This window comes from Pseudomonas sp. zfem002 (genome assembly GCF_032621685.1).
GTDB classification, from domain to species: domain Bacteria; phylum Pseudomonadota; class Gammaproteobacteria; order Pseudomonadales; family Pseudomonadaceae; genus Aquipseudomonas; species Aquipseudomonas japonica.
Genome location: NZ_JAVYJH010000025.1, coordinates 107,023 through 119,263 on the forward strand (window position 1 = coordinate 107,023; position 12,241 = coordinate 119,263).

At 67.3% G+C, this 12,241-nt stretch carries 10 protein-coding genes; 7 read left to right on the forward strand and 3 right to left on the reverse strand.

The features are described 5' to 3' along the window. Positions 1-49: 49 nt before the first annotated feature. On the forward strand, positions 50-2,836 hold the full coding sequence (locus tag RTI28_RS24750) for an ATP-binding protein (RefSeq protein ID WP_316922908.1): 2,787 nt from the start codon (positions 50-52) through the stop codon (positions 2,834-2,836). On the opposite strand, the gene RTI28_RS24755 is transcribed toward RTI28_RS24750, so the two are convergent. Together RTI28_RS24755 and RTI28_RS24760 are read right to left on the reverse strand one after the other, a co-directional pair. Next, positions 2,824-4,185 carry an ATP-binding protein gene (locus RTI28_RS24755; protein ID WP_316922909.1) on the reverse strand — a complete coding sequence of 454 codons (1,362 nt, stop codon included), beginning with the start codon at positions 4,183-4,185 and terminating at the stop codon, positions 2,824-2,826. The two genes, RTI28_RS24750 and RTI28_RS24755, sit on opposite strands and share 13 nt — an antisense overlap. A 243-nt stretch (positions 4,186-4,428) precedes the next feature. Further along, a complete protein-coding gene (locus RTI28_RS24760; protein ID WP_316922910.1) occupies positions 4,429-5,379 on the reverse strand; it encodes a GlxA family transcriptional regulator in 951 nt (316 codons plus the stop codon). Between the two features lie 207 nt (positions 5,380-5,586). Between RTI28_RS24760 and RTI28_RS24765 the strand changes: the two genes are divergently transcribed. Continuing rightward, the gene (locus tag RTI28_RS24765) at positions 5,587-6,309 is read left to right on the forward strand and encodes a pirin family protein (protein ID WP_316922911.1); all 723 of its coding nucleotides are present in this window, start codon (positions 5,587-5,589) and stop codon (positions 6,307-6,309) included. 30 nt (positions 6,310-6,339) lie between these two features. On the opposite strand, the gene RTI28_RS24770 is transcribed toward RTI28_RS24765, so the two are convergent. Continuing rightward, positions 6,340-6,633: a DUF1330 domain-containing protein gene (locus RTI28_RS24770; RefSeq protein WP_316922912.1), complete on the reverse strand. Its 294-nt coding sequence runs from the start codon at positions 6,631-6,633 to the stop codon at positions 6,340-6,342. A 77-nt stretch (positions 6,634-6,710) separates the two neighbouring features. On the opposite strand from RTI28_RS24770, the gene ribBA reads away from it, so the two are divergent. From ribBA to RTI28_RS24795, 5 genes are all read left to right on the forward strand, one after another. Continuing rightward, entirely contained in the window at positions 6,711-7,820 is a 1,110-nt protein-coding gene (gene ribBA, locus RTI28_RS24775) for a bifunctional 3,4-dihydroxy-2-butanone-4-phosphate synthase/GTP cyclohydrolase II (RefSeq protein ID WP_316922913.1), read from the forward strand. Between the two features lie 410 nt (positions 7,821-8,230). Further along, positions 8,231-9,256: an ABC transporter substrate-binding protein gene (locus RTI28_RS24780; RefSeq protein WP_316922914.1), complete on the forward strand. Its 1,026-nt coding sequence runs from the start codon at positions 8,231-8,233 to the stop codon at positions 9,254-9,256. Then, positions 9,253-10,176 carry an ABC transporter permease gene (locus tag RTI28_RS24785; RefSeq protein ID WP_316922915.1) on the forward strand — a complete coding sequence of 308 codons (924 nt, stop codon included), beginning with the start codon at positions 9,253-9,255 and terminating at the stop codon, positions 10,174-10,176. Before RTI28_RS24780 ends, RTI28_RS24785 begins: the two co-directional genes overlap by 4 nt. A 6-nt stretch (positions 10,177-10,182) precedes the next feature. Further along, positions 10,183-10,992 carry an ABC transporter permease gene (locus RTI28_RS24790; protein ID WP_316922916.1) on the forward strand — a complete coding sequence of 270 codons (810 nt, stop codon included), beginning with the start codon at positions 10,183-10,185 and terminating at the stop codon, positions 10,990-10,992. 19 nt (positions 10,993-11,011) lie between these two features. Continuing rightward, a complete protein-coding gene (locus tag RTI28_RS24795) occupies positions 11,012-12,160 on the forward strand; it encodes an ABC transporter ATP-binding protein (protein ID WP_316922917.1) in 1,149 nt (382 codons plus the stop codon). Positions 12,161-12,241: the final 81 nt, after the last annotated feature.

The window sequence follows — 12,241 nt, forward strand, 5'->3', positions numbered from 1 at the left end:
CTGCAAGGGTCTGCCGATAGTCGGGAACCAGCGTCGGGAGTGAAAGTTTTTGAGCCGCAACCGTGAACAGGCCGTGCAGTTCGGCCCCTATCGGGTCTATCCCGGCCAGCGCCTGATCGTCGAGCACGATCGCCCCCTGCGCCTGGGACGCCGGGCCATGGACATCCTGCTGGTGCTGCTGGAGCGACCCGGCGAGGTGATCGGCAAGCAACAACTGCTGGCGCGGGTCTGGCCCGACAGCGTGGTCGAGGAAATCAGCCTGCGGGTACATATCGCCGCGCTGCGCAAGGCCCTCGGCGATGGCCAGGGCGGCCAGCGCTACATCGTCACCGTGGCCCAGCGTGGCTACAGCTTCGTCGCTACGCTGGCGCAGGCGCGGGAGCTGCCGGCGCCGGCCAGCGGCGAGGTCCGGCACAACTTGCCGCCACGGCGCACCCGCCTGATCGGCCGCCAGGTGCTGGTCAACCAGTTGCTCGGCCAGTTGACCCGCCAGCGCCTGCTGACGCTCGCCGGGCCCGGCGGCATCGGCAAGACTACCGTGGCCCTGCGCGTCGCCGAGCAATTGCTCGGCCACTATGACGACGGCATCCGCCTGCTCGACCTTAGCCCGCTGAACAGCCCCTCGACCATCGTCAGCAACCTCGCCGGCGTGCTCGGCCTGACCCTGCCCGAGCAGGCGCCGCTGGATGCCCTCTGCGCCTGGCTGCGCGAGCGCCACCTGCTGTTGCTGATCGACAATGCCGAACACCTGGTGGACTCGGTCGCCACCCTGGTCGAACACCTGCTGCGCTGCGCGCCGCGCCTGCAGATCCTGGTCACCAGCCGGGAAAGCCTGCGCGCCGAGGGCGAATGCCTGCAGCGTCTGCAGGCCCTCGACTGCCCCGTCGTCGACGCCCCCCTCGAACCGCACGCCGCCCTGGGTTTCGGCGCGGTGCAGCTGTTCGTCGAACGGGCCATGGCCAGCCGGGAAAGCTTCGAACTGACCCCGGACAACCTGGCCACGGTCATCGCCATCTGCCGTCATCTCGACGGCATCCCCCTGGCCCTGGAGCTGGCCGCCGCGCAACTGGACAGCCTCGGCCTCGACAGCCTGCTCGCCGACCTGCGCCGCCACCTGGTGCCGTCCGCCAGCGACGAACAGCGTCAGCACCTGCTCGCCGCCACCCTCGACTGGAGCTTCCAGCTGCTGGCCGACAGCGAACGCACCTGCCTGCGCCGCCTCAGCGTGTTTCGCGGCGCCTTCAGCCTGGCCTCGGCGCAGGCCCTGGCCGCGGGCGAACGGCTCGCCCCGGAACAGGTGCTGGATGCGGTGAGCCAGCTGGTCGGCAAGTCGCTGCTGAATGTCGATGTCGGCGACGAGGACGTGTTCTACCGCATGCTCGACACCACCCGCTGCTATGCCCTGGGCAAGCTGCAACAGGCCGGCGAACTGCCCGCCGCGCAGAAACGCCATGCCGAGCGTTGCCTGGCGGTGATGCAGCAGGCCGAAGGCGAATGGGCGCAGACCGCCGCCGAGCAATGGCTGGAGCGCTATTCGCGGGGCCTCGACGACCTGCGCGCGGCGCTCGAGTGGAGTTTCGCCAGCGGCGACGCCGGGTTGCTCGGCGCCCGCCTGACCGCGGCGTCGGCGCCTCTCTGGCAGGAGCTGTCGCTGCTCGCCGAGCACGGCCGGCATATCCGCAAGGCCCTGCGCCGCCTCGACAGCGAGGCCCATCCGGGCTGGCGCCTGCACATCGACCTGAAACTGGCCATGGGCACCTTCAGCTATCACGGCCAGGGCGGCAGTGCCCAGACCCTGGAAGCCTTCGCCAGCGCCCGCGAACTGGCCGAGCGCCACGGTGACCTGCCCGGTCAGCTGCGGGCGATTTCCGGGCACATGGCGGTGGATCTGTACCGCGGCGAATACCGCCAGGCCCTGCGCCTGAGCCGTGATTTCGACCAGCGCGGCCCGGCCGCGGATCCCTTGCTGGCCCTCAGCGCCCAGCGCCTGCGCGGGCTCGGCCTGCACTTCAGCGGCGACCAGGCGGGCGCCCGTCGCGAGGCCGAGGATGCCCTGCAGCGCATGGCCCACAGCGGCCGTCTCAACCGCTTCACCCAGGGCTTCGGCGTGCAGTACGACCAGAGCGTCGCCGCCCTCACCCTGCTGGCGCGCATCCTCTGGCTGCAGGGCCTGCCGGAACAGGCCGCGCGCACCGCCGACCAGGCGCTGAACCTGGCCCTGCAGATCAACCATGGCACCACGCTGTGCTACACCCTGGCCCTGAGTGGCTGCGTCATCCCCTGGTACAACGGCGAGCGCGACCTGGCCCGGGAACGGGTGGCGCTGCTGCGTGAGCAGTCGCTTCGCCATGCGCTGTGGCTGTTCCAGGACTGGGCCGGGCATTACGCCCAGGCCCTGGAGGATGCCGCGCCGTTGCCGAGCAGCGCCCAGGGCCTGCTCGGCGACCTGCTGGCGACCCTGGTGCCGGGGCGGGTCGACGCCGGGCAACTGGCCCGCGCCCACAGCGGCGAGGCCGGCTGGGCCAGTGCCGCCCTGCTCTGCGCGCAGGCCGCCGGGTTGCTCGCCGACGACCAGCGCCAGCAAGCCGAGGCGCTGCTGCTCAAGGCCCTGGGCATCGCGCGCAGGCAGCAGGCGCTGGCCTGGGAGTTGCGCAGTGCCAGCGCCCTGGCGCAACTGTGGCTGGACGACGGCCGGCCATTGCCGGCGCGGCAGCTGCTGGCGCCGGTGTACGCGCGTTTCAGCGAGGGGTTCGCCAGCCGTGAACTGGTTGAGGCCGGGCATCTGCTGCAACGCTTGCCCGCCCGCGAAAAGTCCCCGAGCCGCTACGCCGGCTGAGCGTGGCGCTGGACGTACCAGCGAGTGCTGTTGAGCACCCGATAGCGCGATGGTGCGTCGTGCAGGGTGAGCAACGACTTGGCCGCCAGTTGCTCCACCGCCCGCACCGCGCGCAGCGGCCCGATGCCATCGGCGGCAACGTGCGCCACCGCCTGCTCCAGGTCGAACGGCCGTGGCAACTGCGCCAGCCGGCGCAGCACCCGCTGTTCGATGTCCGGCAGGCGCTGGAAGCTCCACTCCAGCGCCGCGCACAGCGACTGGTGGCGGGCCTCGGCGGTACGCCGGCCGCGATTGAGCACCTGCAGGCCCGCCTCCAGTTGCGCGCGCAGGCCCACCAGGCCAAGCACATCGATCTGCGCCGCCGCCAGCTCCAACGCCAGCGGCAGGCCGTCCAGACGCCGGCAGATCTCCCAGAGCGGCTTGAGGTCCCTCTCGCGCAGGCGGAAGTCGGCCTGACGGGCCTGGGCGCAACTGACGAACAGGCGCACCGCGGCATAGCCCATGAACTGCTCGACACTGTGCCCGTCGCCATTGGGCGGCACTGCCAGCGGCAGCACCGACAACAGGGTTTCCCCACGAATGCGCAGCGGCTCGCGGCTCACCGTGAGGATCGTCACACCCGGCGCCAGCGCCAGCAGCGCCTCGACCAGGCGCCGACTGCCCTGGGGCAGCGCCTCGCAGTGATCCAGCACCAGCAGCAGACGACGCTCCAGCAGATAGCCGGGCAGGCCGCCGAGCGGGCATTCATCACTGGGCTCGAGGCCCTGGTCGCGCAGCAGATTGGCCACGGCCTGCGCGGGACACTGCGCCTGGGCGAAGTCGATCAGCCAGACGCCGTCGCGCCAGCGGCGCATCTGCGCTTCGGCGGCGCCCAGGGCCAGGGCGGTCTTGCCGACCCCGACCGGGCCGCTGAGGGTGACCAGGCGCCGTTGCGCCAGCAGCCGGTCGATGGCCGCCAGTTCATCGTCGCGACCGACCAGGCGCGTCAGGCGGGTCGGCAGATTGTGGCTGGCGACGCTGCCTTCGTGACGTACCGCGGCGGCGAAGCGGTAGCCCTGCCCCGGCACATTGACGATGAAGCCCTCGCCGAGAACGCGGCGCAGCGCGGCGATATGCACCCGCAGGTTGATTTCCTCGACCACGCTGTGGGGCCAGATACGGGCGATCAGGGTGTGCTTGTCGACCACCGTGCCGGGGCGTTCGAGCAACACCTGGAGAATGTCCATGGCCCGCCCGCCGATGCGCAGCGGCTCGGCGCCATCGAGCAGCTGGCGCTGCCTGGCGCGCAACGTGTAGCGACCGAAACGCAGCACCGCGTCGTTGCCGGAAATACTGGCGAGCGCCCCCAAGACCTGTCACCTCCTGCGCATGAATCGATGGATTCATCTTGGCAGGCGTACACGTCAGGACAACCGCGCCGAAGGGCAGGATCCGGCCAAAGGGGTGTCGAGGACGGACATCAGCCGTAGGAGCTGGCTTGCCTGCGAAAGGACCGCGCAGCGGTCCCCTGCGGGTGATGTCAACAAATACTGGGACCGCTGCGCGGTCCTTTCGCAGGCAAGCCAGCTCCTACGGGGTTTTCAGAGTTCAATTCAACCGAACTGCTGCCGATACTCGCCCGGCGTCACCCCCAGGCGCTCGCTGAACACCTGGCGCATGTACCGCACACTGCCGAAGCCACTGCGGTAAGCCACGGTCTTCAAGGGCAGATCACCACTTTCCAGCAACTCCCGCGCCCGGTCGATCCGCGCGTTCTGCAGAAAGGCCATGGGCGTCATGTTCACCTCGCGATGAAACACCCGGGAAAAATGCCGCGGGCTCATCGCCGCCAGGGCCGCCATGCGCTGGATGCCGAACGGCTCTTCCAGGTGCGCCAGGACATGCTGCTGGACCCGGGTGATCGGCGTCTCTTCCTTGGCCACCGCCCCCGCCAGCGGGCTGAAACGTGCCTGCCCGCCCTGGCGCTTCATCACCACCAGCAGCACCTTGGCGACATCCTGGGCGACCTTCTTGCCATGGTCCTCGGCCACCACCCCGAGGGCCAGGTCGATCCCCGCTGTGACCCCGCCGGAGGTGATCAACTGACGGTCGCGGACATAGATCTGGTCGGTCTCCACCCGGGTCCGGGGAAACGCCCGGGCCATGCGTTCGGTGTAGTGCCAGTGGGTAGTGACGCGATAGCCGTCGAGCAGGCCGGCATGGCCGAGGATGAACGAGCCGGTGCAGATCGAACCGTAGTGCCGGGCGCGGCTGGCGAGCGTCTGCAGCCACAGGTTCAGCGGCGGGCAGATTTCGTTGTAGGCCCCGGGGCCGCCGGGTACCAGCAGCAGGTCCCAGCCGCCATCGTCCGCCGCGATCGGGCGGTCGGGCTGCACCGTCACGCCATTGGACGCGCGGATCGCCCCGGGCACCGCGCCAAGGGTGGTCAACTGGTAGTGGTGCTCGGCCTCGAGGTAGCGGTTGGCGATGGAGAACACCTCCAGCGGCCCCGCCATGTCCAGCAGGAGAAAGTCCGGGAACAGCACCATGGCCACGCTTTTCATCGAAGGGGGTCACCGCAGGTCTAGAGAAGGAGTGCGACGCAGTATGACGTGTCGCACCGTGACATCGGAACGCTCTGGCATATTGTCCACTCAATCAGGACAGTCATTCCATTTACGCCTACTTATTGCGCTAAAGGGTAACCAGTAATCTAGCCCCATCACAGCGACGGTTGCCTTCCGCAACCCGACCAGACAAGGAGATTCACCATGCTTACCCTGCGCAAAGCGTCCGATCGTGGCCTGGCCAACCATGGCTGGCTGAAGTCCTACCACACCTTTTCCTTCGCCCATTACCGCAACCCCGCCGAGCAGGGCTTTTCCGACCTGCTGGTGATCAACGACGACCGGGTCAGCGAGGGCAAGGGTTTCGGCCAGCACCCGCACCGCGACATGGAGATCTTCTCCTACGTCCTCGAAGGCGCGCTGGAACACAAGGACACCCTCGGCACCGGCTCGGTGATCCGTCCGGGCGACGTGCAGTTGATGAGTGCCGGCAGCGGCGTGGCCCACAGCGAGTTCAACCATTCGCACGACGAGCCGGTGCACTTCCTGCAGATCTGGATCGTCCCGGCGCTCAATGGTGCCGAGCCACGCTACCAGCAGGCACACTTCGGTACCGAGGAAAAACGCGGTCGGCTGAAGCTGATCATCTCGCCGGACGGTGCCGACGGTTCGCTGCATATCCGTCAGGACGCGCGGGTCTACGCCGGTCTGTTCGATGGCGACGAGCGCGCCACCCTGACCCTGCCGGCAGAGCGCAACGCCTACGTGCATGTGGCCCGCGGCAGCGTGGTGCTGAACGGCCTGCAACTGGGTGAAGGCGACGGTGTGCGCCTGCGCCAGGAGCAGATCGTCGAGCTGCGCAACGGCGAGGATGCCGAGGTCCTGGTGTTCGACCTGCGTCCGCACGAACTGCCCGGCATGGCCTGATCGCCCGCGAGCCCTGGACCGCCTGTCGGTTCAGGGCTCGCAGCCTTCGACGATGATCACTTCCGCCTTGGCCACCCCCTGCCGATGGGCACACGCCTCCTGGTACTGCGCCGAGCGGTAGCAGGCCACGGCCTTCTCGTACGATTCGAACTCGATGACCACGCTGCGCTGCGGCGTCGCTCGCCCCTCCATCGCCTCGCTGCGCCCGCCACGGGCCAGCAGCCTGCCGCCGAACGCGGCAAACGCCGCCGGGGCGCGCTGGGTGTATTGCTGGTACTGCTGGGGGTCGCTCACATCGACATGGGCAATCCAGTACGCCTTCATCGGGTCATGCTCCTCTACTGGGTCAATTCGTATTATGGTATACCATAATTTTCAGCGAACCACAGTGAGCGCGCAGCATGGCTTTCAACAGCATCGAAGAAATCCTCGAAGACTATCGCCAGGGCAAGATGGTCCTGCTGGTGGACGACGAAGACCGGGAAAACGAAGGCGACCTGCTGATCGCCGCCGAGCGTTGCGACGCCGCCGCGATCAGCTTCATGGCCCGCGAGGCGCGCGGCCTGATCTGCCTGACCCTGACCGACGAACACTGCCAGCGCCTGGGCCTGGAGCAGATGGTGCCGGCCAACGGCAGTGCCTTCAGTACCGCCTTCACCGTGTCGATCGAGGCGGCGCGCGGGGTCACCACCGGCATCTCCGCCGCCGACCGCGCCTGCACCGTGGCCGCGGCGGTGGCACCGAACGCCACGGCGGACGACCTGGTCCAGCCCGGCCATATCTTTCCCCTGCGCGCTCGCGAAGGTGGCGTGCTGACCCGCGCCGGGCATACCGAGGCCGGCTGCGACCTGGCGCGCCTGGCCGGCTTCACTCCGGCCTCGGTGATCGTCGAGGTGCTCAACGACGACGGCAGCATGGCCCGCCGTCCCGACCTGGAAATCTTCGCCGCCCGTCACGGCATCAGGATCGGCACCATCGCCGACCTGATCCACTACCGCCTGAGCACCGAGCAGACGATCAAGCGCATCGGCGAACGCGAGCTGCCGACGGTGCACGGCACCTTCCGCCTGGTGACCTACGAGGATCGCATCGAGGGTGGCGTGCACATGGCCATGGTCATGGGCGATATCCGTCGCGAGCAGCCGACCCTGGTGCGCGTGCATGTGATCGATCCGCTGCGCGACCTGGTCGGCGCCGACTATGCCGGGCCGGCCAACTGGACGTTGTGGGCGGCGCTGCAGAAGGTCGCCGCCGAAGGCGCCGGGGTGGTGGTGGTGCTGGCCAACCATGAGTCGTCCCAGGCCCTGCTGGAGCGCGTGCCGCAGCTGACCCAGCCGCCGCGGCCGTACCAGCGCGGACAGTCGCGGACCTACTCGGAGGTCGGCACCGGGGCGCAGATCCTCCAGGACCTCGGAGTGGGCAAGCTGCGCCACCTGGGGCCGCCGCTGAAGTATGCGGGGCTGACCGGGTATGACCTGGAGGTAGTGCAGAGCATTCCGTTTGAAGAATGAAGCGGCGCCCTCCTTGTACTCCCTGTACTCCCTGTACTCCCTGCACTCCCTGCACTCCCTGCACTCCCTGTAGGAGCTGGCTTGCCTGCGAAGGCCCGCAACGCGGGCCCGAAACCATTCTCCGCAGTGTTTCCGGTAGACAGTGGATTCAGGGTTTGGGCCCGCGTTGCGGGCCTTCGCAGGCAAGCCAGCTCCTACAACAGGCAAATTGGCAAGTGATAGCCGGTAGCCTCCAACCTCTTGCCAAAAGTTTGGAATACCATAATATGATATCCCGTAGACCTTAAAACTGCCCGGCCGTTTCCTACACTCAGACCCGGCCACCGACACTGTTTCAAAGCTGCTCCCCGAACATGATTGGCGGGCGACAGAAGCCCGCCTCGAATAACAAAAGCAACGAGGGCGTAACCATGCTGTTGAGCAAACGTGTAACCGCAGTGCTGTCCGCCAGCCTGTTGACCCTGGCCTGCCAGGCCACCCAGGCAGCCGACAGCCTGAACTTCGTCAGCTGGGGTGGCACCACCCAGGACGCCCAGAAACAGGCATGGGCCGACACCTTCAGCAAGAGCAGCGAAATCAAGGTGGTGCAGGACGGCCCGACCGACTACGGCAAGCTCAAGGCCATGGTCGAAAGCGGCAACGTGCAGTGGGACGTGGTCGACGTCGAAGCCGACTTCGCCCTGCGCGCCGCCAGCGAAGGCCTGCTCGAACCCCTCGACTTCAACACCATCAAGCGCGACCGCATCGACCCGCGTTTCGTCTCCGACCACGGCGTCGGCTCGTTCTTCTTCTCCTTCGTCCTCGGCTTCAACGAGGGCAAGCTGGGCGGCAACAAGCCACAGGACTGGAGCGCGCTGTTCGACACCAAGACCTACCCCGGCAAGCGTGCCCTGTACAAATGGCCGAGCCCCGGCGTGCTGGAACTGGCCCTGCTGGCCGACGGCGTACCCGCCGACAAGCTCTATCCGCTGGACCTGGACCGCGCCTTCAAGAAACTCGACACCATCAAGAAGGACATCGTCTGGTGGGGCGGCGGCGCCCAGTCGCAGCAACTGCTGGCCTCCGGCGAGGCGACCCTCGGCCAGTTCTGGAACGGCCGGGTCTACGCCCTGCAGCAGGACGGCGCGCCGGTCGGCGTGAGCTGGAAGCAGAACCTGGTCATGGCCGACTTCCTGGTGATCCCGAAAGGCGCGAAGAACAAGGACGCGGCCATGAAGTTCCTGGCCAATGCCAGCAGCGCCAAGGGCCAGGCCGACTTCGCCAACCTCACCGCCTACGCCCCGGTCAACCTGGACAGCATCGGCCAGCTCAAGTCCGACCTCGCGCCGAACCTGCCGACCGCCTACGCTCAGGATCAGGTCACCCTGGACTTCGCCTACTGGGCGAAGAACGGTCCAGCCATCGCCACCCGCTGGAATGAGTGGCTGGTCAAATGAAAGTCGCCATCAACGCCTTGCATAACGCGACCGGTGCCGGCGGCACCGGCGCCAAGGGAGCGGCCATGCCGTCCACGCCCCCGCTGCGCCAACGCTGGCGCGGCAGCCGCAACCTGCTGCCGGCCCTGCTGTTCCTCGGCCTGTTCTTCTTCGCGCCGCTGATCGGCCTGCTCCTGCGCGGTGTGCTGGAGCCGGTGCCGGGGCTGGGCAACTACGAGCAGCTGTTCGCCAACTCGGCCTACGCCCGGGTGCTGTTCAACACCTTCTCGGTGGCCGGCCTGGTCACCCTGATCAGCGTGCTGCTCGGCTTTCCCCTGGCCTGGGCGATCACCCTGGTGCCGCGCGGCTGGGGCCGCTGGCTGCTGAATATCGTCCTGCTGTCGATGTGGACCAGCCTGCTCGCCCGCACCTACTCCTGGCTGGTACTGCTGCAGGCCTCCGGGGTGATCAACAAGGCGTTGATGGCCATGGGCATCATCGATGCCCCGCTGGAGATGGTGCACAACCTCACCGGCGTGGTGATCGGCATGAGCTACATCATGATCCCGTTCATCGTCCTGCCGCTGCAGGCGACCATGCAGGCGATCGACCCGATGGTCCTGCAGGCCGGTTCGATCTGCGGCGCCAGCCCCTGGACCAACTTCTTCAAGGTGTTCCTGCCACTGTGCCGCTCGGGCCTGTTCTCCGGGGCCCTGATGGTCTTCGTCATGTCCCTGGGCTACTACGTGACCCCGGCCCTGCTCGGTGGCGCGCAGAACATGATGCTGCCGGAGTTCATCGTCCAGCAGGTGCAGTCGTTCCTCAACTGGGGCCTGGCCAGTGCCGCCGCGGCGTTGCTGATCCTGATCACCCTGGTGCTGTTCTATTTCTACCTGAAGCTGCAACCGGAATCCCCGGTCGGCAACAGCAACGCGAGGTAAGCGACCATGCTCCTGACCCCCAATGCCATGAGCCGGCGCATGCGTTTCGGGCTCTACGCCACCACCGGGCTGATCGCGCTGTTCCTGCTCCTGCCGATCGTGTTCATCGTCCTGCTGTCGTTCGGCTCATCGCAGTGGCTGGTGTTCCCGCCGCCGGGCTGGACCCTGAAGTGGTACACGCAGTTCTTCTCCAATGCCGAATGGATGGACGCGGCCCTGGCCAGCCTCAAGGTGGCCGTGCTGACGACGATCTGCGCCGTAGCCCTGGGCCTGCCCACCGCCTTCGCCCTGGTGCGCGGGCGCTTCCCCGGCCGCGAGATGCTCTATGGCCTGTTCACCCTGCCGATGATCGTGCCGCTGGTGATCATCGCCGTGGCGGTGTACGCGCTGTTCCTCAAGCTGGGCTACACCGGCACGCTGTTTTCCTTCGTGGTCAGCCACGTGATCGTCGCCCTGCCCTTCACCATCATCTCGATCATCAACTCGCTGAAGCTGTTCGACCAGTCGATCGAGGATGCCGCGGTGATCTGCGGGGCCTCGCGCCTGCAGGCGGTATTCAAGGTGACCTTCCCGGCGATCCGCCCGGGGATGATCGCCGGCGCCCTGTTCGCCTTCCTCGTCTCGTGGGACGAAGTGGTGCTCAGCGTGATGATGGCCAGCCCGACCCTGCAGACCCTCCCCGTGAAAATGTGGACCACCCTGCGCCAGGACCTGACGCCCGTGATCGCCGTCGCCTCGACGCTGCTGATCGGCCTGTCGGTACTGGTCATGGTGATCGCCGCCGCTCTGCGCCGGCGCAACGAAGTCAGCGCCTGAGCGCCTGGAGAGAATAGAAATGAGTGCAGTGATCAAAGATGCCGCCCAGGCCAAGACCCTCGTCAGCCTGCGCAACCTGAACAAGCACTACGGCGACTTCGCCGCGGTGGACAACATCGACCTGGAGATCCAGGACGGCGAATTCCTCACCTTCCTCGGCTCCAGCGGCTCGGGCAAGAGCACCACCCTGTCGATGCTCGCCGGCTTCGAGACGCCGAGCAGCGGCGAGATCCTGGTCAACGGTCAGTCGCTGGTCAACGTGCCGCCGCACAAGCGCGACATCGGCATGGTGTTCCAGCGCTATTCGCTGTTCCCGCACCTGTCGGTGCGCGACAACATCGCCTTCCCCCTGGCCATCCGCAAGCGCAGCGCCGCCGAGCGCGACAGACAGGTGGACGCCATGCTCAAGTTGGTGCAACTGGACAAGTTCGCCCATCGCCGCCCGGCGCAACTGTCCGGCGGCCAGCAGCAGCGCGTGGCCATCGCCCGGGCGCTGGTCTACGAGCCACGCATCCTGCTGATGGACGAACCGCTGGGCGCGCTGGACAAGAAACTGCGCGAGGACCTGCAGGACGAACTGCGCCAGTTGCACCGGCGCCTGGGCATCACCATCGTCTACGTCACCCACGACCAGGAAGAAGCCATGCGCCTGTCACAGCGCATCGCCATTTTCAGCCACGGCAAGATCGTCGGCCTGGGCAGCGGTTATGACCTGTACCAGAATCCGCCGAATGCCTTCGTCGCCTCCTTCCTCGGCAACTCCAACTTCCTGCGAGTGCAGGCCCAGGGCAATGGCGTAGCCAGTTTCGAGGGCCAGGCGGTGGCCATGCGCCTGACCCCAGGCCTGGCCAAGGGCCAGGATGCGCTGCTGATGGTACGCCCGGAAAAGGCCCTGGCCCTGAGCCGCGAGCAGGCCGCGCTGGAGGCCTTGCCGGCGGGCTGGAACGAGGTGACGGCGAAGGTCTGCGAGGTGCTGTTCCTGGGTGAGAGCCAGACCTGCAGCGTGATCACCGCCGGTGGCACGGCCATGACCGTGAAGGCCTTGTCGGCGGCGGGCATGTCGATGAAGCCGGGGGATGAGGTGAAGGTGCGCTGGGCAGTGGCGGATGCCTGTGTCTATACCGAGTGGCAGGAGAGTGATCTGAGCAAGGCAGCTGGGGCGCATTGAGCCTGGGCTGAATGAAAAATCCCGGCCAACTGGCCGGGATTTTTGTTGTCTGGTCGGACGTCATCGCGGGCAACGCCCGCT

Coding starts and splice junctions, on each gene's coding strand:
- RTI28_RS24790 (WP_316922916.1), top strand. CDS start 10,183: ATGCTCCTGACCCCCAATGCCATGAGCCGGCGCATGCGTTTCGGGCTC.
- RTI28_RS24780 (WP_316922914.1), top strand. CDS start 8,231: ATGCTGTTGAGCAAACGTGTAACCGCAGTGCTGTCCGCCAGCCTGTTG.
- ribBA (WP_316922913.1), top strand. CDS start 6,711: ATGGCTTTCAACAGCATCGAAGAAATCCTCGAAGACTATCGCCAGGGC.
- RTI28_RS24795 (WP_316922917.1), top strand. CDS start 11,012: ATGAGTGCAGTGATCAAAGATGCCGCCCAGGCCAAGACCCTCGTCAGC.
- RTI28_RS24760 (WP_316922910.1), bottom strand. CDS start 5,379: ATGAAAAGCGTGGCCATGGTGCTGTTCCCGGACTTTCTCCTGCTGGAC.
- RTI28_RS24785 (WP_316922915.1), top strand. CDS start 9,253: ATGAAAGTCGCCATCAACGCCTTGCATAACGCGACCGGTGCCGGCGGC.
- RTI28_RS24765 (WP_316922911.1), top strand. CDS start 5,587: ATGCTTACCCTGCGCAAAGCGTCCGATCGTGGCCTGGCCAACCATGGC.
- RTI28_RS24770 (WP_316922912.1), bottom strand. CDS start 6,633: ATGAAGGCGTACTGGATTGCCCATGTCGATGTGAGCGACCCCCAGCAG.